20 protein-coding genes are annotated in these 19,681 nt (G+C 56.6%); 11 read left to right on the plus strand and 9 right to left on the minus strand.

Annotated features, from left to right (window positions below; all coding sequences use genetic code 11):
- Nucleotides 1–68 precede the first annotated feature (68 nt).
- The 5 genes from ACWORE_RS05545 to ACWORE_RS05565 all read left to right on the plus strand — a co-directional run bounded on the left by ACWORE_RS05545 (nt 69) and on the right by ACWORE_RS05565 (nt 5,473).
- Nucleotides 69–380 (plus strand): chorismate mutase, encoded by a 312-nt coding sequence (locus ACWORE_RS05545; protein WP_296139152.1) that lies wholly within the window; start codon nt 69–71, stop codon nt 378–380.
- Nucleotides 381–552: 172 nt separating this feature from the next.
- A complete protein-coding gene (gene pgi, locus ACWORE_RS05550) occupies nt 553–2,223 on the plus strand; it encodes a glucose-6-phosphate isomerase (protein WP_455303079.1) in 1,671 nt (556 codons plus the stop codon).
- Nucleotides 2,224–2,367: 144 nt separating this feature from the next.
- The gene (locus tag ACWORE_RS05555) at nt 2,368–3,477 is read left to right on the plus strand and encodes a FecCD family ABC transporter permease (protein WP_455303080.1); all 1,110 of its coding nucleotides are present in this window, start codon (nt 2,368–2,370) and stop codon (nt 3,475–3,477) included.
- On the plus strand, nt 3,474–4,565 hold the full coding sequence (locus ACWORE_RS05560) for a FecCD family ABC transporter permease (protein ID WP_455303081.1): 1,092 nt from the start codon (nt 3,474–3,476) through the stop codon (nt 4,563–4,565). Before ACWORE_RS05555 ends, ACWORE_RS05560 begins: the two co-directional genes overlap by 4 nt.
- Nucleotides 4,562–5,473 (plus strand): ABC transporter ATP-binding protein, encoded by a 912-nt coding sequence (locus ACWORE_RS05565; RefSeq protein ID WP_455303082.1) that lies wholly within the window; start codon nt 4,562–4,564, stop codon nt 5,471–5,473. Before ACWORE_RS05560 ends, ACWORE_RS05565 begins: the two co-directional genes overlap by 4 nt.
- A 76-nt stretch (nt 5,474–5,549) precedes the next feature.
- Here the strand turns inward: ACWORE_RS05565 and ACWORE_RS05570 are convergent, their stop codons facing one another.
- The 3 genes from ACWORE_RS05570 to ACWORE_RS05580 are packed head-to-tail and all read right to left on the minus strand — an operon-like array spanning nt 5,550 to nt 8,310.
- Nucleotides 5,550–5,897: a hypothetical protein gene (locus tag ACWORE_RS05570; protein WP_455303083.1), complete on the minus strand. Its 348-nt coding sequence runs from the start codon at nt 5,895–5,897 to the stop codon at nt 5,550–5,552.
- Nucleotides 5,888–6,682, minus strand: a complete 795-nt coding sequence (locus ACWORE_RS05575; RefSeq protein ID WP_455303084.1) for an ABC transporter substrate-binding protein — start codon at nt 6,680–6,682, stop codon at nt 5,888–5,890. The genes ACWORE_RS05570 and ACWORE_RS05575 overlap by 10 nt, the downstream gene beginning before the upstream one ends.
- A gap of 14 nt (nt 6,683–6,696) precedes the next feature.
- Nucleotides 6,697–8,310 (minus strand): PepSY-associated TM helix domain-containing protein, encoded by a 1,614-nt coding sequence (locus ACWORE_RS05580; protein ID WP_455303085.1) that lies wholly within the window; start codon nt 8,308–8,310, stop codon nt 6,697–6,699.
- A 288-nt stretch (nt 8,311–8,598) separates the two neighbouring features.
- Between ACWORE_RS05580 and ACWORE_RS05585 the strand changes: the two genes are divergently transcribed.
- The 4 genes from ACWORE_RS05585 (at nt 8,599) to ACWORE_RS05600 (ending at nt 11,290) form a co-directional block, all read left to right on the plus strand.
- The gene (locus ACWORE_RS05585; protein ID WP_296139133.1) at nt 8,599–9,357 is read left to right on the plus strand and encodes a 3'(2'),5'-bisphosphate nucleotidase CysQ; all 759 of its coding nucleotides are present in this window, start codon (nt 8,599–8,601) and stop codon (nt 9,355–9,357) included.
- 90 nt (nt 9,358–9,447) lie between these two features.
- Nucleotides 9,448–10,266, plus strand: coding sequence for a thymidylate synthase (locus tag ACWORE_RS05590; protein WP_455303086.1), 819 nt, complete (start codon nt 9,448–9,450; stop codon nt 10,264–10,266).
- 29 nt (nt 10,267–10,295) lie between these two features.
- Entirely contained in the window at nt 10,296–10,961 is a 666-nt protein-coding gene (locus ACWORE_RS05595) for a dihydrofolate reductase (RefSeq protein WP_406605630.1), read from the plus strand.
- Nucleotides 10,962–11,002: 41 nt separating this feature from the next.
- Nucleotides 11,003–11,290 (plus strand): mycoredoxin, encoded by a 288-nt coding sequence (locus ACWORE_RS05600; RefSeq protein WP_012731124.1) that lies wholly within the window; start codon nt 11,003–11,005, stop codon nt 11,288–11,290.
- Nucleotides 11,291–11,299: 9 nt separating this feature from the next.
- On the opposite strand, the gene cobF is transcribed toward ACWORE_RS05600, so the two are convergent.
- Together cobF and ACWORE_RS05610 are read right to left on the minus strand one after the other, a co-directional pair.
- A complete protein-coding gene (gene cobF / locus ACWORE_RS05605; protein WP_406605629.1) occupies nt 11,300–12,124 on the minus strand; it encodes a precorrin-6A synthase (deacetylating) in 825 nt (274 codons plus the stop codon).
- Between the two features lie 64 nt (nt 12,125–12,188).
- Nucleotides 12,189–12,509, minus strand: a complete 321-nt coding sequence (locus tag ACWORE_RS05610) for a hypothetical protein (RefSeq protein WP_455303087.1) — start codon at nt 12,507–12,509, stop codon at nt 12,189–12,191.
- A 238-nt stretch (nt 12,510–12,747) separates the two neighbouring features.
- Between ACWORE_RS05610 and ACWORE_RS05615 the strand changes: the two genes are divergently transcribed.
- Both ACWORE_RS05615 and ACWORE_RS05620 read left to right on the plus strand, forming a co-directional pair.
- Nucleotides 12,748–13,383, plus strand: coding sequence for an SRPBCC family protein (locus tag ACWORE_RS05615; protein WP_455303088.1), 636 nt, complete (start codon nt 12,748–12,750; stop codon nt 13,381–13,383).
- Entirely contained in the window at nt 13,383–14,141 is a 759-nt protein-coding gene (locus tag ACWORE_RS05620) for a hypothetical protein (protein WP_296139113.1), read from the plus strand. Before ACWORE_RS05615 ends, ACWORE_RS05620 begins: the two co-directional genes overlap by 1 nt.
- A gap of 5 nt (nt 14,142–14,146) precedes the next feature.
- Here the strand turns inward: ACWORE_RS05620 and ACWORE_RS05625 are convergent, their stop codons facing one another.
- From ACWORE_RS05625 to cydB, 4 genes are all read right to left on the minus strand, one after another.
- Nucleotides 14,147–15,430 carry a heparan-alpha-glucosaminide N-acetyltransferase domain-containing protein gene (locus ACWORE_RS05625; RefSeq protein WP_455303089.1) on the minus strand — a complete coding sequence of 428 codons (1,284 nt, stop codon included), beginning with the start codon at nt 15,428–15,430 and terminating at the stop codon, nt 14,147–14,149.
- Nucleotides 15,431–15,529: 99 nt separating this feature from the next.
- Nucleotides 15,530–17,137 (minus strand): thiol reductant ABC exporter subunit CydC, encoded by a 1,608-nt coding sequence (gene cydC / locus ACWORE_RS05630; RefSeq protein ID WP_455303090.1) that lies wholly within the window; start codon nt 17,135–17,137, stop codon nt 15,530–15,532.
- Complete coding sequence (locus ACWORE_RS05635; protein ID WP_455303091.1) at nt 17,100–18,638, minus strand: ABC transporter ATP-binding protein/permease; 1,539 nt, start codon at nt 18,636–18,638, stop codon at nt 17,100–17,102. Before ACWORE_RS05635 ends, cydC begins: the two co-directional genes overlap by 38 nt.
- A gap of 64 nt (nt 18,639–18,702) precedes the next feature.
- Entirely contained in the window at nt 18,703–19,674 is a 972-nt protein-coding gene (gene cydB, locus ACWORE_RS05640; RefSeq protein WP_455303092.1) for a cytochrome d ubiquinol oxidase subunit II, read from the minus strand.
- Between the last annotated feature and the right edge of the window lie 7 nt (nt 19,675–19,681).

Consider the following 19,681-nt stretch of genomic DNA (forward strand, 5'->3'; position numbering starts at 1 on the left):
AGTACGGAACGGTCAATGTCACGCGCTCGCACTCCAACCTACAACCCAGGTGTGACACAATAAGACCCATGACTGATCCTCGCGATTCTCTGTCTACGTCCAGCGAGGTCACTAGCGGAACTAGTGATCCGTTATCGAACGAACGTATCCAGGAACTAAGAAAAGAAATAAATCAGCTGGATAACACGATTATTTCTGCTATCAAACGCCGCACGGAGATCTCGCATCTCATCGGGCAATCGCGAATGGGGTCGGGCGGAACTCGCCTCGTACACACGCGCGAAGTCGCGATCATCAACGAGTTCCGGGAGGAATTGGGGACAGAAGGTCCCACCATCGCGTCAGCACTCCTCCGCATGGGGCGGGGACGGCTGGGCTAAACCCCACATTCCCGCATCCCCCCCGACATGCGAGCCGGTCCTCATGGCCACCCACCATGGCCGCAGCATGTCAACCGCTTGCCCGTGGAATTGCCGATTCGCGACTAGCATGGCTCAGGGGGCGCACACGACCTCAATGCGCCACAGTTATCGTCGATAAGAAGGATTTTTAATGAATTCATCATTGCCAGATATCACCGCGACCGACGAATGGTCCGAGCTGAAGGACAACGCGAAATCAATCGAGTCAACGACGTTGCGCGACTTGTTCGCCGACGACCAGGATCGCGCGAAGAACCTCAACTTTTCCGTGGCTGAACTGCACGTTGACTTGTCCAAAAACCTTATTAACGACGACACCCTCAAGGCTTTGATCGCCCTCGCGAAGAAGGCGGACCTTGAGGACCATCGCGACGCTATGTTCAGCGGCCGGCATATCAACGCGACGGAAGACCGAGCAGTGCTGCACACCGCGCTACGTCTTCCCGCCGAAGAGTCCCTGCACGTCGATGAGCAGAACGTCGCCGCCGACGTCCACAACGTCCTGGCGCGGATGCGTGATTTTGCGCATGCCTTGCGTTCCGGCGAATGGTTGGGCGTCACCGGCCACACGATTAAAACTGTGGTGAATATCGGCATTGGCGGGTCCGACCTCGGCCCCGCTATGGCAACGCAGGCTCTCCGCAGCTTCGCCACCGCGGGAATCTCGGGGCGCTTCGTCTCCAACGTCGATCCGGCTGACTTCACCTCAAAGGTCGCTGACCTCGATCCGGCGGAGACGCTCTTCGTCGTCGCGTCAAAAACCTTTACGACGCAGGAGACGCTGGCCAATGCGCATGCGGCTCGTCGTTGGTTCCTCGATAGCCTCCACCTGGAGGACGGGAACGATGAGGCAAATGATGCCATCGCCAAGCACTTCGTCGCGGTCTCGACGAACGCTGAAAAGGTCTCCGAGTTCGGCATCGACACCAACAACATGTTCGGCTTCTGGGACTGGGTTGGTGGCCGCTACTCGGTGGACTCGGCCATCGGTCTCTCGCTCATGGCCGTGATCGGGCCGCAGAACTTCATGAGCTTCTTAGAGGGCTTCCACGCCGTCGACGAGCACTTCCGGAACACCCCGCTGGAGAAGAATGTCCCGGTCCTGATGGGGCTCCTCGGTGTCTGGTACGACGATTTCTTGGGCGCACAGTCCCACGCTGTGCTGCCCTACTCCCAGGATCTGGCACGTTTCCCTGCCTACCTTCAGCAGTTGACCATGGAGTCGAACGGCAAGTCTGTTCGCATCGACGGTACCCCGGTCACCGCACCAACAGGTGAGATCTACTGGGGCGAGCCCGGAACGAATGGCCAGCACGCTTTCTTCCAATTGCTCCACCAGGGCACCCAGTTGGTACCAGCTGACTTCATCGGGTTTGCTACCCCCAACGACGACCTCCCCACGGCGGACGGCACGGGAAGTATGCATGACCTGCTCATGTCGAACTTCTTCGCGCAAACGAAGGTTCTGGCTTTCGGAAAGACTGCCGACGAAATTGCCGCGGAAGGCGTGGATCCCAGCATCGTTCCTCACAAGGTCATGCCGGGCAACCGACCCACGACGACGATCTTGGCTCCTGCTCTCACGCCGTCGGTACTTGGGCAGCTCATCGCTCTGTACGAGCACATCGTCTTCACTGAGGGCACGATCTGGTCGATTAACTCCTTCGACCAGTGGGGCGTCGAGTTGGGTAAGAAGCAGGCCGGCGAGCTTCTGCCCGCAGTCACCGGAGAGAAAGGCGTCGATACCGGGGATGCCAGCACTGACTCTCTGATTTCGTGGTACCGGGAAAATAGAAAGTAGATTCCGCCATGTCATAAGCTAGGGCTAAGCTATGTGGGCACTCAGGTTAGGCTATGGCCTGATACTGTGCATAAACATACCGCGGCATAGACATAGTGCCACTGACCATTGATGTTCACACTTAACTGATTTGCGCTCTCACTTATGACTGTTACTCATTCACCGGCGGCTTCGCCGACACCGACGTCCGCCGATGGCTCGCCCCAGCCACCTGGTAGCAGCAAGGCTGGCCGACGCCTCTATGTGCGTCGGATTACCGGCCTGGTTGTTTTACTCGTGCTGCTTGCAGTGTGTTTATGCGCTGCGATGGCACTGGGGTCACGGAGTATTCCGTTGCCCAAGGTATGGGATGTTCTCAGCCATTTCTCGTCATCATCCGATTCTTCAAATAGCGATACTGATACGCGGGTGATCATTGACCTCCGCATTCCCCGCGCCCTGCTCGGTGTGATTGTTGGGATGGCACTTGGTTGCGCGGGGGCGCTGATTCAGGGGCATACCCGCAATCCGCTTGCGGATCCCGGCATTTTGGGGGTCTCTGCCGGAGCGGCCTTTTCGGTGGTCGCAAGTTTCGCATTCTTCGGAGTAACGGGGAATGTTGCGACGACGTTCTGGGCGTTCGGTGGAGCAATCTGTGCCACTGCCTTGGTGTTCGGCTTGGCCTCTGTGGGGAAAGCGACGGCTAGCCCCTTGAACTTAGTGCTCGGCGGTGCCGCGCTGGGCGCTGTGCTGTCGTCATTAACCAGCGGACTGGTTCTCACCAACAACGACAACCTGAACCGCATGCGTTTTTGGACCGTGGGCGCGATCGCCGGCCGCGATATGAACGTCGTGATGGTGTCGGCTCCGGTGATCGTGGTCGCCCTCATTGCGGCCTTCACCACCGGTCCCACCCTCAACCTTCTTAACTTGGGTGACGACGCTGCAACGTCGTTGGGAGTTCATGTCGGGCGGTCCAGGATCGTCGGCGTCATACTCATCGCGCTGCTCGCGGGAGCGGCGACGGCTGCGGCGGGGCCCATCGGCTTCGTCGGATTGGTTGTGCCCCATGTGGTTCGTTCCATCACGGGTCCGGATTATCGCTGGATATTGCCCTATTCGGCGTTGACGGGCGCTGTGCTTGTACTGGTGGCCGATATTGTGGGCCGCCTCATCGCGCGCCCGGGCGAAGTGGAGGTTGGCATCGTCCTGGCGTTCGTGGGCGCACCGTTCTTCATTTACCTCATCAGCCGTAACAAGGTGGTGGAAGTATGACGACACCGCAGCAGAGTAAGGTTCGTTTACCGCACCACCGGAGGGCGTTTCGGTGGGGTCCCGTGTTGGGTGTGCTGTCGCCTCGCCCATTGTTGGTGTGTCTGGCCCTTGCCATAGCTGGGATTTTCCTCTTCGCTGTGGCTATTGGTATCGGCGATTTCCCTATCGCCCCCATGGACGTCTTGTCCGTCGTGTTTACGGGCGGTGGCTTGCGTATTGAACAACTCGTTGTGTTCGAGTGGCGAATGCCCCGCGCATTATCCGCCGTAATTGTTGGAGCAGCCCTGGCGCTCTCTGGTGCGCTCACACAGTCAGTGACCCGCAACGCCCTGGCCAGCCCTGACATTTTGGGCGTGACATCCGGTGCCTCTGCAGCTGCCGTGACGGTCATCGTGCTGGGCTCGGGTAGCGGCTTCGCTGGGTGGCTTGCCGGGGCAGGTATTCCGGCTGCTGCATTAATGGGTGCCCTGGGCACGACTGTTTTCATGTGGCTCATCGGATTCCGTGGCCGCCAGATGGATATTTATCGTCTGGTTCTGTTGGGCATTGTGGTCACTGCGCTGCTCAATTCGTATATCCACTTCCTCATGATTCGTGCCGAAACAAGCGACGCAGCTGCTGCCAAATTCTGGCTGACAGGTTCTCTTTCTTCGGTCACATGGAACCGTTTGCGGCCTGTCATGATTGTTCTGGGAATCTGCATCATCATCTGCGTCTGGATTTCTTTCGAGCTTCGCGCATCGCAACTAGGCCCCGACCTGGCGTCCTCTTTGGGCCAGCCCCGGCGACTGGTTGATGCCGCGATCCTCGTTGTGTCGGTGGTATTAGCTGCCTTTGCGGTCTCGGCCGGTGGTCCGATCGGTTTCATCGCCTTCGTCGCGCCCCAAGTGGCCATGCGTTTAGCCGGCACGTCTGCCCCGCCGTTGTTTACCTCAGTCCTCACCGGCTCGGTGCTTTTGCTCCTGGCCGATATTGCTACCCAGACGATTCTCCCCACGGAGCTTCCCGTCGGTTTGCTCACCTCAGCGATCGGTGGCGTATTCCTTATCTACCTCCTTGTCCGCACGTCACGAAAGGCCACGGTATGAGCCACACCATGAACTCGTCATCCAGCGCGTCAGGCTCCACACCCGCGCAGCCTGCAGGAAACTCGACACCGCGACACGAGGTTGTTCGACACGACGCTGCCCCGGCAGGTTCACTGACACTGTCGGGCCTGAGGGTCTCGTACGGGGATCGCAACGTTATCCCGAACCTGGATGCGTCCATTCCGGGGGGAGCTGTCACCACCATTATCGGACCCAATGGTTGCGGTAAATCCACGCTGTTGAGGGCTGCTGCTCAGCTGATTTCCTCCTCGGGGTCAATCATGCTTGACGACGTCGACGTCCGGTCGCTGCGTCGAAAAGAGTTAGCACAGCGGATTGGTGTGCTACCCCAATCGCCCATTGCTCCCCCGGGCGTTGTGGTGAGCGACCTGGTCGCTCGAGGCCGGCACCCCCATCAGTCGTGGTTCCGGCAATGGTCGTCGGACGATGAAGAAGAAGTAGCGCGGGCGCTTGAACTCACCCACGTTGCCGATTTGGCTGATCGACCAGTGTCGTCGCTGTCAGGTGGGCAGCGTCAGCGAGTGTGGATTTCGATGGTCTTGGCCCAGGACACCGAGGTGTTGTTCCTGGACGAGCCGACGACGTACCTTGACCTCTCCCACTCGATTGAAGTACTGAATCTGGTCACCGAGCTGAAGCATCGCTTGGGTCGGACCGTGGTGATGGTGCTGCATGATTTGAACTTGGCCGCACGCTATTCCGACAACGTGATCGTGATGGCCGATGGGCAGGTAACAGCGGCTGGTAAGCCATCCGAGGTTCTCACTGAGGAGCTGTTGGAATCATCATTTGGGCTGGACGCGAGAGTCATTGAGGATCCGGAATGCACTGACGCGCCGCTGGTGGTGCCCCGGAAACCTAAAGTGCTGAGCTCTGCACAGCATTAAACTAGCTGCGTAAATGAGGAACCGCCGTAGCCTTTACTCCACGGCGGTTTTAAGTGGCGGTTTTATGCCCCGACCTTTACTTCACAGTCTTTTTGCGCTCATCCAAAATGTAATTGGCTGCTACCACCGATGCATTGAGGAACCACGGATCCGGGTCCACCCCGACGGCGTGACCATTTTTCACAACGTCCAAGTTCCCCCACAAAGCATCTTTCGTGAGCTTCTCGCCTTTGGCATTGAAACCGTAGAACAGATAATCCGCGTCAAGCTGATCAAGGTTTTCCGACGAAATCGGGTGCGACACCTTGTCCTCGAAACGCTGAGATGTCGGCCGGTTACATCCCCCATCTTTCAATACCTGCCCAGCAAGCGATAGCGGCCCCAGCATCAGATAGTCGGTGCCCTTGTTCCTAATCAGCGACACGGTGGGCGATGTCCCGCGGTCCTTCTTCCATTCAGCAACGGCATCCTCATGATCATCAATGAGCCGCTGCGCGTCATCACGCTCCCCACGGCGTCCGCAATGGTGCGGAAATCGTCCTTCCAGTTCTCAGCCCCGCCCTTGCCCGTCACCACGGGAGCAATTGATTTCAGCTGGTCAAGGACATCCTTGCCCGTCCTGTCATTCGCCAAAATGAGGGTGGGATTAAGCGCGGCTATTTTCTCCATGTCAGGCTGCGTCCGCTGCCCGACGATGGTGATGGAGTCAAGATCGTACTTATCGCCGAACTTGTCCTTGATGTATTGGGGAATGCTCTCTGACGACGACGCCTGAGCGTTAGCGATTCCCATCCCCACCGGGGTTATGCCCAACGCCAGCAGCCCGTCGATCTGCCCAGTGTTCAGGGCAATAATTTTCGACGTATCGTGCGTGCCAGTACTTTTATTCGACGATTTCTTGGACGACTCTGCCTCGGCGTTTTCACCATCGCCGCTAGAAGATGAACATGCCGCTAACCCTAAGGCCGCGCCTGCTCCCATTCCGGCGACGAGGAATGAACGCCGCGAGAGCCTCCTCTCGTGGGCTCGGGGCGTTAACGATGACGAGCGATGGGCGCGTCGTAACGAATAATGGTGTGAGAACCATTCCTCCCGCGAGGTGTGCTGCTGACCTGCGTTAGCAGACGATTCCCGCTGATTCTGCAACGTTTCGTCGCCACGGCAGTCGTCTGGGGAGCTACTGGATATCTCTCGAGGATTCTCAACCATGAATTTAGGTTAGCCTAGGCGTTAACCTCAGCGAAAGAGGTATCTTTCGACGCGCTGTCGTGATCGCGTCGGCCTTTCCACCGCATCACGAAGCCGATCACGATATCCAGGGCAAGGAAAGCAAGGGCGCTGATCGCAAAGAGCGGAGCTAACAGGCCGTATCCAATCAGTAGAATCGCCGCTACCGCGAACCCAATGATCGAGGACCTCCTCCATGCGCCTCGGCGGGGCGCGCGTCCAAAGTTCGACCGGAAACCGTTCCGGTTTCGCGTCGGGCGTCGCTGCCACCACATCATGTAGCCGCGGACGACAATGATGCAGATCATGATGGCTAGCGCTCCCAGCGCGATCTGGCTCACAATGCCAAAGAGGATGCCCATGTGGAGTTGGATCCCCCACTCGGCCAGTTTCGCCGCGAAAGGCCAGTCTTTAAACCACACGGTATCGACAACTCGCCCTGTTTCCCCATCGACAGAGACGGAATCGTGGCTGAAGTACCACGGTACTCGCAGGTCAGTGACAGTCCAGGCTTCGCCCGGCGCGGCAGGAGCCGTCGCCTCAAAGCTGGCTTTAATCCCGGCTTGTTTGGCTGACGACATGACCGTGTCGACGTGGTTTTGCGCTTCGAGAACCGAATCGTGGGGTGTCAGCGCCGGTGAGTCAGAGCTCATGCCACCGTGGCCACTGTGGCCGCCGTGTCCTCCGTGGTGGCTGTGGTCCATGGACGCATCGGGGGAGCCGACGCTCTGCGAGACGGTGGTGTCGGGGGTGGGCTTGGCCCAGTTGAGCTGGACCCGCCAGTCCGCGATCTGTGCGCCCGCATACTTTGACCAGGTCAAACCGGTGGCAGTGAGGAACAGCATTCCCAAGCACGCCCATGTTCCGATGATCGCGTGCCGACGCATACTCTTCGGGCGCCCGGTTAACGGTTTCGGCGATGAGTGAGATTCTGATCCCGTGGCGCGCTTTTTCTTGTTCTTGTCATAGATTTTCCGCCACCACATGACGAGCCCAGAGACAGTCAGTACACCCAACCATGCGGCGGCGGTTTCAGCGTAGATACGCCCTGGCTCCCCGAGGAAAAGGTTGCGGTGCGCGCGGTCGGTCCATTCGCGGAATCGGAGTGAGGAGGAACTGCCGAACTGGACGGTGTCGCCAACGACTTCCCCGGTATAGGGATTGACCATGACCACTCGGCGGTAGCTCTTCGAAGGCAAGGAGGGGTCGTTGAAAAGAACGCGGGTGGTGGCACGATCGTCGTTGCGGATCTGCACCCCGCTGAACGTGAGGTTTGGGTGCCGCTCCGCTGCGGTGAGTATTTGGTCTTTGACGTCTACCCGCTGATGGCTATGGACATCCGAGGCCGGGACGTACATTTTGTCGTGGTCGACGATGGACTCAATACTTGGTGCAGCTGCGTACAACAAGCCGGTCACGGCTGCGATGAGGATGAAGGGGCCCACAAAAACGCCGGCGTAGAAGTGGATCCGGTGGATCATGACCCGCACGCTGCCGCCGCGATGCGGGAAGCGTGGTCCGCGACGACGGCTACGCTGGCCGTCGTTCACGTCGTCGTGGTTTTCACTCTGTTGTTCGGGATGAAAATCGCTTTGTGTTGTCAGGGTCACGTATTAATTAGTCGAGCGTTATGGTCTGATAGTTCCTTGCGAAGACGAATCGAGTTCCCATCACAGTCGCTACTACCCCCGTCAACCCCTGTAATCTGTTCTTTTTTCATCATTAACGGGGGTGATTGTCACGACTGCGTGTAACGACGAGATGCCCTTCCGACGCGATGTACCCACGTCGTCAATCCAGCGTGATCCATCAAGCGAGCCCCGAGGCACGCTTAGGCCGAGACCGACCCCGCCCCCCGTGGTGGAGACAAACGACTGACAACGGCTAAAGTCGTCTACGTGAGTGCTTACGTTGACGATGCTACCCTTGCCCTGCGCCTTGCGACGGGAACTAGTGAGATCCTGAAGGGCGTCCGTTCCGTCGGTTTGCTTGAAGGACCTGGCCTCGGCGCGGCGGGTGATGACTTAGCCCAAACGTGGATTGAGCGCGTGCTCTCCCGTCACCGCCCCGATGATGGTTTTTTGTCAGAGGAAGCCGCGGATAACTTAGACCGGCTGAAGAAAAACCGCGTGTGGATCGTCGACCCCCTCGATGGCACCAAGGAGTTTGCCGGCGGGCGCCAGGACTGGGCAATCCATGTTGCACTCGTAGAAAATGGCATCCCGACGCATGCCGCGGTGGGACTTCCCGACGCTGGCCAGGTCTTCCATACTGGTTCGGCCAAGGCTGTGATGGGCCCACGGGCTAACAAGATCGTTGTGTCGCACAACCGTCAGCCTGAGGTCGCGCAGGTTATTGCCGACAAGCTCGACAGCGAAGTTGTTCGCATGGGCTCTGCTGGCGCGAAAGCCATGCACGTGTTGCTCGGCGACTATGACGCCTATGTCCATGCTGGTGGCCAGTACGAGTGGGACTCTGCAGCCCCGATCGGCGTGTGCACCGACGCTGGCCTGCACTGCTCGCGTCTTGATGGTTCCCCGCTGCGGTACAACAACGAGGATGTTTACCTCCCCGATGTCGTTATCTGCCGCCCGGAGTTGAAGGACACCATTTTGGAGGCTGCCGCCGAGTTCAAGAAAGAGCACGGCCACTACTAAGCCCCCCGCCGCTAATTAGTCACAGCCTCCGTGACCAGGGGTTTGTGGGCATCCGGCCAATGAAATTAAAAAAGCGCTACCATGACTGGCATGTCCGCGAGCGAGAGTACTGATATTCCGACGCCATATGAGGATCTTCTCCGTGAGATTCTGAAAGACGGCAACCACCGGGATGACCGCACCGGCACGGGAACAACGAGCCTCTTCGGGAAACAGATGCGGTTCGATCTCTCCGAGTACTTCCCTCTTCTCACGACCAAGAAAGTGTTCATGCGTGGGCTTTCGGAGGAGCTGTTTTGGTTCCTCCGGGGCGAATCCAACATCCACTCATTACTCGAAAAGAATGTCCACATCTGGGACGAGTGGGCCGATGAGGACGGAAACCTCGGACCGATTTATGGGGTGCAGTGGCGGTCATGGCCGACGCCGGACGGCGGCACCATCGACCAAATTTCTCAAGCCCTGGACATGATTAAGAACAACCCGACGTCGCGCCGGATTATCGTATCTGCCTGGAATGTTGCGGACGTTCCATCGATGGCGCTGCCGCCGTGTCATCTTCTTTTCCAGTTTTATGTTGCCGATGGGAAACTATCCTGCCAGCTGTATCAACGCAGCGCCGACATGTTCTTGGGCGTTCCATTCAACATTGCATCGTATGCGCTCTTGACCCATATGATGGCCCAACAGGCAGGCCTTGACGTCGGAGAGTTCATTTGGACCGGTGGCGATTGCCACATTTATGACAACCACCGCGACCAGATTGACCTTCAATTATCTCGGGATCCGCGCCCTTATCCGACGCTCTCGTTAACCAAGGCCGCAGATTTATTCTCGTACACCTGGGATGATGTCGATATCCTGAACTATAACCCGCACCCAGCCATCAAAGCACCGGTCGCGGTGTAGCCAATTCCACTCCACAGGCGGTGAGCTCAATGTCTACTTCATCCTCCACAGGCGTTCACTCGCCCACTCGTGGCGACGCTTCCCCGTCCCCACGTCGAACAGTGGAACCCGAACAGCCGCTCATCGGGGTTATTTGGGCCTCCGATAGGGACGGGGTCATTGGCGACGGCACACGAATGCCGTGGCACGTTCCCGAAGACATGGCACACTTCAAACAGTTAACGTGGGGCGTACCCGTGATCATGGGCAGCGCAACGTGGTCAAGTATTCCCTCGCGTTTCACGCCGCTGCCTGGGCGTACCAACATCGTTCTCTCCCGACGCTGGAGTGACGAACACACCCCCGAGGGCGTCGTCCTTCACCATTCGTTAGAAGCAGCGTTTAAGGATATTCCCCACCCAGTGTTCACCCGGCGCGTCGCACCGGAAAATGTGGACGCATGGGTCATTGGCGGGGGCGAAGTCTACCGCGAGGCCCTCACGCGCCCGGAGATCCGGCTTGCCGTTCTCACGGAAATCGACGCAGCTGTCGGGCACTATTTCGACCGTCCCGTTACTGCCCGGTTGTCGTCGGAGTGGGTGCCGTCGTCGCGCAGTGAGTGGAAGACGTCCCGCAATGGAACGATCATCGGTGATGGCAACGATGGCCGCGACACCCAACCACTTCGCTATCGGTTCTGCTATTTCAGCAAGTAAACCATGCCAATCAATCCACTATGGCGCTATAGTGGGGCATTATGAGTGAAGTTATTCAGAAAAATAACCCATCCGGAAACGAAACCGCAGCCACGATCTACTACGCAACGTGGTGCCCGTTCTGCAAGAAGCTCATTGAGAATCTGGATCGCACCGAAACGCCGTATTCTCTTATCGACATTGACCAGTCAGAAGAGGCCGGCCAGTGGGTGGAAAGCGTCAACGACGGCAACCGCGTTGTTCCGACCGTGAAGTATTCCGACGACACCACCGCGACGAATCCGCCGGCCGGCGACGTACGTCGCAAAGTTGAAGAGCTGTCGTCCTAAACCCAGTTTCTACGTCATAAGCGTTTCTGGCTGGTCATCGCCGTCTGGATCGAAGTACCGCAACAGGTACGTATCCATGATCCAGCCGTGTTGCGCCCGTAATTGAGCTTTAGTCTGCGCAACGTCGTCGGCGATGTCGCCAACCCACCCTTTGCGCAGTACCTGTTTATCCGTGCTGACGTAGGCACCCCACCACATGTAGGTGTGGTCGCGGTCGATGCCGGGGTGGGTCCACGCGGTTTTGCCGTCGAGCATGACTACGGTGTTCGACACGGCCTTGATTCTCGAGGCCGTGTCGGGGGCGTCCAGGTCTTTCTGTAGCTGTCGGCCTGTCGTAACGGTGATCGGCTCACCAATCCGGTTAATGAGGATCCGATGAGCCGCGGTGAGTGCCTGAACAGCAGTAATGCCGGGATACACCTCAGTGCGGCACCCCAACCCCAGGTTCTGCATCCGCTCGATGATGCGCAAGGTGGAGTCGTACAACGAGGGATCGCCCCACACTAAGAATGCCGCCGTTTGGCCATCACTCAGAGAGGACGTAATCGTGTCGGCCAGCAGGCGGGCACGCTTCTGATGCCAGCGCTGAACCTCCCGGTGATACTCGGGGGTTCCTGCGGGGTGGCGGTCACGCGGCGGATCGTCGACAGTGAGTAACGGAAGATCTGGCGCGTGAGTAGCCAATATACGGCGGCGCAGCTCGAGGAGATCCGCCTTCGTGTCCCCTTTATCCAAGGCTACAACGGCATCCGAGGACGCCAACGCCGCGGCAGCATCGTGGCTAATATGCCCCGGGCTTCCTGCTCCCATACCAATGACACGGAGTAAACGCATATACCCTGTTTACTCCATGCCCACTCCGCGGCTCTAGCTCCCGGTTCGGCTGACCAGAAAACGACTAGCTTTTGTGCAGGTCGTCGTCGGGGTTGATCTCGGGGTCCTCGATAGCGTCGATCTCGTTTTGGTAAATGTTCATCCGGTCTTCCGCGGTGAGCATGCTATCCACGGTGGCGAACGAGACGGAGAACTGTTGCCGCAGGTACACCTCGCACACCGCGGCCATTTGCTTAGCATCGTACTTGTTCAGCACGAGGGAACGCTTCACCGTTCCATCTGGCTGAGAGGTCCCGATAATCAGCTGCGGGCCGTTCTCGCCCTCCTCAATCTTGGCGTACACTTCCCGTCCATTGACGTCAGTGAAGCTGGGTTTCTCTGTCATGGTCGTGTCATCCTCCAGTGTTTGTGGTGCACGCACGGGGTTCAGGCACCTGTCACCGTGCGCGGTGTATTAGTCACACGGTCTCAGCCAACCGCGTAACCACTTCCTTTCAGGCTATTCCGTTTGACCCCCCGATGCTCGTGTTATCAACCCGGAACGTGTCCGGCCTCACCCCCATACGGAGGTCGGCTCCCCTCCCCCGCTACTGCCACGCGCGAAAGCACCTACCCTGGTCGGTATGACTTCTCCACATAATTCTGACGACAACACATCCTCCGACGTCGATACGAGCATGTTTAATCCCGACGATTTTCGCCGACGGGTGTCTGTCACCATCGACGCCACTCCTGACGAGGTCTACAACGTCGTGTCGGATATCTCGCGGACGGGTGAATGGTCTCCGGTGTGCAAAGCTACGTGGTGGAAAGAGCGTGACGACGGCACAAAACCCACGGAACCCGAGGTCGGGGCGTGGTTCGTCGGCCATAATGAAACGCCGAAGCGCACGTGGGAAACGGAGTCCGTCGTGACTGCTGCCGAACGGCCCAAGGTTTTCTCGTGGGCCGTCAACGGTGACGTCGTCGAATGGGGTTATGAAATCAAACCTGCCGGAGATAACGGGTCAACTCTGACGGAGACCTGGGAAGTTACTCAACAAGGCTTCCGGTTCTTCATCAATAAGTACGGCAATGGCGCGGAGGCGGAGCTCAATGAGCGACGTGACGCCGCGCTGGAAGGTATCCCGGCGACGGTGAAAACGATCAAATCCATCGTGGAAAAAGGAGGCGACACACGACGCGAGCTAGGAGTCTGCGATGGAGCCGGTAGAATACCTACGCACGATTCCTATAGAGCGCCAAGGATTGATTGCTAATGCCGAACCGCGACAGTGACCCCCGTTACAACAACGCGAACGACGAAACTGAGATTTTCCCCAGTAGCTATTCTGACCGTTATTCGGGTTCAGAGAGCCAGTATTCAGGCGGGAACTCGGACTACTGTGATGACGGGTATTCGACGGGCGGCTACAACCGCGAATATAACTCCGGCGGATATAGCGCGCCCAGCAATCGGGGATACAACGACAGCAATTGTGGGTATAACGACGCCGGCTATTACTCTGACCAGCAGTATCAGAGCTATCAGCAGGCGCCCGCACAGTCGCCGGCGCCTCAGCAGTCACGGCCGCAGTCGCGACCCCAGAAGAGTGGCCCCTCGATCAGCGACCAGTTCGATATCCCGAAATTTATCGGCTCGGTGGTGGCTGTTGCCATCGTGGCCTCCATTACCGCTTATGTGGTGGCATGGATTCTTGAACTCGTCATGGAGCGCATCGCCACGTACGTGAACTGGACGTATCCGCCCATCGACCGGACGTATTACGCGATCTTCGCCGCCCTCGTGGCCATTTTCGCCGCGTTATTGTGGTGGGTGCTCAACATCGGAACAACGCTGCCGTCGCTGTTTTACAGTTGGATCGTCGGAGTTGTCCTAGTCGCGGCAGTCGTTCTTCCACTCTTATTAACGACGCCATTCTACAACGGCATTATCGAGTCCGTGATGAACCTCGTCGTAGGGCTGCCAGTGGTGTACCTGATCGCACCCATTGGCAATTCTGCTCGGAAGAATTAGTGGCGCTACTGCCCCGCCGCCCTGTTTCCGAGCCAACGGGGGAATCGCTCCAAGGGGCCGCGCCCGACGAACGCCATCCAGCCATTTGCGAAGATCACCGAACCAATTACGAGTGACCAATAGAGCGGATTAGAGACCACTGTTCCCGCCGGGCCACCCAGAACAACCACGACGATGACGTGCGCGGTGTAAATAGTTAACGGCATAGCCCCCGTGACGGCAAGAGGTATAAACCACCGCCGCGCACATGACACAACCAGCTGGCACAATGCCACGACGATGAGGGCGAACCCTCCGGATCCGACGAATTCTGCAGTGCCCCCACTGTGCGGTGCTGAATCCACAACAGACTTCTTGATGGAGTCTTTCAGTTGTTTCGAACTACCGAGCCCGTCCCAATACTGACCCCATCGGCTTTCAATTCCTTCGTCTGACGACGCGTCCCCCGATGATTCCGCCGCGGGATTTCCCGGCTGCATGCCATCAGCCTGCTTGGCTTTCTGCTTCTTTAATTTGGAGATCACCGCCGACCAATCAGGCTGGGAACCGCCATTCCCATTATCTTGGTTAATCCATACGTTCTTCGCCTCCTCGTCACTGCCCCATCTGGCTCCCACACCGTAACCAACAGCACTGGCACAAACCCCGACAGCGACAAGGCCGGCCAACACTCGGGTGCTCTGCAGATGAACCCGGCCCAGCGCCATCCCCAGCAGGAGAATGCCCCAGAACACAGGGAGCGGATACACCCCGCCGAGCACCAGTCCGATTGTTGGGCTGACATCCCCCTTTGGCAACAGGTATTGAACAACCGCTAACAAGGATGGTCCGAAAAGTCCCAAGCAGATCGCTGTGATGACGAGTGTTCGCGTCTTCGCCCACACAAAAGGTAGCGCGACGAAATACAGGACGCCATAAAAGGTCAAAATGACCGCAATTCCGGTACCAAGCTGCTCTAACAGCAGGCCGATCAAGAAAATAGCTAGAGCGCGCCCGATGAGTTTCAGCCTTGTTCCCCGCACATCGCTAACCGATGCTGGCCGCTCCCCGCGTCCCGTCATCAAACTGATAGACACACCAGCTAGCAGGGCAAATAACACGGCTGGCCGACCGTGAACGAGAGCTGGGTACGTCGACGGTTCCATAATGCTTACCGACGACGGTCCCGACGCAACATGAGCTGCGATCATCCCGAAGATCGCCAGTGCCCGGGCAACATCGATTTCCGGCATTCGTGGCGATTGAACGCTCCCCCGTAACCGCTCAATGGGGTGAATAGATTTTTTCATGCGGGGAGCCTAGCCCACCGCCTCCCTCAACTGAAAATAAATTTAATGAAACTGAATCTTCATAACAAAGAAGAGGTTTAGGTGATGCTTAATAGCGGCCTAGGGCGACCGTGGATGACGAACCATCACGATCGTTCGTTGATCGTCCGTCGAACCCGCCACAGAATCCCCGAACCCCAAAACATCGAGTAACCGTTTCTCAGAATCTTTATCCACATGTTCAGTAGGTTCGTCGATAAGCAGAATGGGAGCGTCACTTAGTAAAGCACGAGCCACTATCAGGCGACGCCGCTGACCACCAGATAGTGATTCTTCGCCATCACGCAACACAGTGTCGAGCCCACGCGGTAAGTGCTCTACCCACTGAGCCAACCCCACTCGGTCGATCATTTCACGCATTGCACTCTCGCTCGCATCGGCCGCACCCACTGCTAAATTATCGCGGACTGTTGTCGCGAAAATATGTTCATCTTCGGCGATAAAACGAGCTCCAACTGCGGAATACTTTCCACCCCATGCCGGGATTAGCCCCGCTAGCGTCATCAACAATGTGGTCTTGCCAGTACCTGAGGGGGCGACGATCTCGTACCGGCCACCGGGTGGAACGTCAAAGTTCGCCTCCCACACTGGGTGGTCCCACCCGACAACTAAATGATTCGCAGTTACGCGACCGCTACTCATTTTCTTACCTACAGCCGGGGAAGTTTCTCGAACGGCGAAGACAGGATTCTCATCAGAGACGTCATTACTGGTGGTTTGCTCGGTGTCGTTATCAATCGTCAGGACGTTACGCAGCCGTTGTTCTGCGTCGCGAGAACGAACAACCGCACGGGAAGCCTCGGCAAGTGGAGCGACAGCTTCGAAGGCGACCAAGGGCATAAGTGCTACGGCAGCCAACCACTGGGGGCTATGGTCCGGGCTGGCGAGAACTGCAACGAGAACAACAATAATAAGTGTAAATCCCGATGCTGCGGCCGACATAGCAGTCGACACCGATGACCAAGGGTGAGCCCACCCTCGGATCGACGAAATTCTCTGCTCTGCATCATCCGCGTGTTGGAGAACTTGATCTAGTTCACCGCGTACGCTCAGTGCAGCAGCATGATGCAATACATGATCAACAGCTGAGACATAGTCTTCCGTGGCCTGAGCCGTTGAGGCTTTCTTTTCGCCCTGAACCGCGATCCATGGAACAACGATCCCCGCGAAGCCTAAACCTATAGCCAAGATACCCGCAGCTAATAGCGATAAAGTAGCGGTCAGCGCAATTGCAAGGATACCGGTATAGATCGCAACCCGCCGCGGAATGGTTGCTCGTACAATTTTATCGGTGAGCGCATCGATGTCCGGCCCGATGAAGCTAAGTAGGCGACCTCTAGACATCCCCAAGACGGTAGATGGAGGTACAGCTACCAAGTTATGGTAAATCTGACTACGCGCATTCGCTGCAGCTGTTAACGCAACGTCGTGGGTTGCAAGCCTATAAATGTAACGAAAAACCGCGCGGGAGATTCCTAAAGCACGTACCGACGTAATAGCGACGGTCAGATTCATAACTGGGGGCATTTGCCACGCACGAGTAATCAGCCACGCAGATACCAATGTCAGTGCAATCGAGGACATCAGCGTCACTACACCGGCTAATACTGCTCGTTCTCGAGCCCAAACATTAACCGTCAAGATCGATCGCCCCCAGATCGTAAACACGATCCGCAGCTTCATACATCAGCGGATCGTGACTAGCCACCAGCACTGTCGCACCACGAGTGGCCAAATCGGCCAAGTCCCTAATCATTTCTTTGGCAGACAATTCGTCAAGATGAGCAGTCGGTTCATCGAGAACAATAAGTGTCTTTCCTGGAACTAATCGACGGAAGGATTCTTGTTGGCGCTGCCCCAAAGAAAGGTGGCTCGTGTCGCCCATGGTCCCCTCCGTTAGTACCGGTCGTTGAGGAAGGAACGCAGTGTTTTTCCACACTAATTCCGGAGGAAGTGCGCCATCGGCCCCACATACACCGGCTATTCCGCTACCACTGCCAAGGCCTAAAACTGCCATGAGGGCCGTCGATTTACCGGACCCATTAGGACCGGATAATACTGTAATGTTTCCTGGTCGTGCCCTAGCGGAAAGAGCGTGGGGCCGAATGCCATCACGGCCCTCACAGGAATAATTGTCAAGCACAACGTCGAGGCCTCCATCGGATACATGGCCACACTCAGGCAGCAGGGGACGTGGCGGCGATGGCGAGTCTAGTTCCGTAAGGACTGCATTTAGTGCTGTTATACCGTCCTGAGCTGCATGAAAGCGCTTTCCTACATCCCTCAACGGAGAATATACTTCAGGAACAATAATAAGAATAGCTAAGCCAGTGGCCAACGAAATATGGCCCTCTAAGAGCCTAAAACCAATGTTGACGGCGACCAATGCAACCGAAAGCGTGGCTATAAATTCAAGAACAAAAGTAGAGAGAAACGCTAATTTCAAGACGTCCATCGTCGACCGCTTGTGGGTGCTCGCTAAGCGACGAACTTCGTGCTCAGGATCATGTTGTCTCCCGTGGGCAACTAAGGTAGGCAGGCCTGCTACAAGATCCACGAGCTGATCGTTCAAACGCGTCAAGTCCCTAAGCTTACGTCCAGTTCGCGATTGTGTTAGCGTCCCCACCAACCACATGAAAAAGGGGATCAGGGGAATTGTCCCGGCAGCCCACAAAGCGGAGGGAAAATCTAACCAGACTATTGCTACCAAGACTAGAGGCGTTGATAGAGCAGAAGCCATGGCTGCGGGGAAAAAACCAGTTACGTAGGGCCGAAAAGAATCTAGCCCATGAGTCAATATAGTGTGCCAGTATGGCCGGTTAACGTGGTGCGGATCTTGATGAACAAGATGGTCCAGGAGACGATGGCGAAGAGTTGAGACCACCGAATCTGCGGCTGAATCACCTAATCGTGTCCTCGCCCCGCTAACGAGAACGCGCAATACGACGACAAGGACTAACCAGCCGAAAAGAGCATAGGGATACTCTGACGGCAAGTGGTGTGACATCATCTCGTGACGATTCACTGGCTCCACTGCACGTGCTACCAATGTCCCCACCGTTATGCCACTCACTACGGTCAGGACTGTATCAACAACGCTGAGAATCGCGGACACATACCCCCACCAGCGCGCCCGAGAGTTTAAGTGAGCCAATTGGAATATGTGCATCGCACTACCGATTTTTCTCTCTAGCTAAAACATTGCTTTGTCGAATCCACCACTGACCATCGAGTTATTCGGAGAGAACAGGATCAGCGGTAATTCTTTTCCTAAATATCCAGTACGTCCACGCCTGGTACATCACAACAAAAGGTGCTCCAAAGGCCGCACACCAGGTCAAAACAGTCAACGTATACCGACTTGATGATGCATCCCAGACATCCAAACCGGTCCATAGCGTCGGGAACATCGCACCAAAGGCGAGGCCAGTAATTGAAACGATCGCCACGCACGTGAAGAAAAAGGCCCAACCATCTCGGTCACGATGTGCACAGACTAGAGCAAGAACCAAGCCAGCCACTGCAAGCACAGTCCATCCCCACGTGGTTTCCTCTCCAAAAGAGAGTTGGGTCCATAACACAAAAACTCCGCCACAAAGAATAGATAAGCCAGCAAAAATGGAGGCTAGCTTTCGGGCATTAAGCCGTAAAATACCTGAGGTCTTCAAACGGATAAAGAGTGAACCGTGAAAGATGAAGACGAAAATAAATGCCAAAGCTCCCACCATGCTATAAACATTGAACAGTGGATATACCCGGGAAACATGATCTGGCAGGCCTCGTACCAGATTGGCTATCATCACCCCCCATATCGCGGGCGGTAACCCTGAGCCCAACACTATTCCGCCATCACACCATTGACGCCACTTCCGGGTATCAACTTTTCCCCTCCACTCAATGCTCACGGCACGAACAATAAGCGCCAAAAGAATTAAGAACAGCGGCACATAATAACCCGAAAAAATATCCGCATACCACATAGGAAAGGCAGCGAATATAGAACCACCAGCTGTGATGAGCCATACTTCGTTGCCATCCCACACCGGGACAATATACGAAATCATTGCTGATCTTTTACGCTCATCGGTACCCAAAAACGGCAGAAGCATTCCTACACCGAAGTCAAATCCCTCGAGTAAGAAATACCCCGAAAACAGAAAACCGATGAGTATAAACCATAGAGTAGGTAAATCGAGTTCAAACATCGTCTTT

It is taken from the genome of Corynebacterium sp. c7Ub_26 (assembly GCF_053760365.1).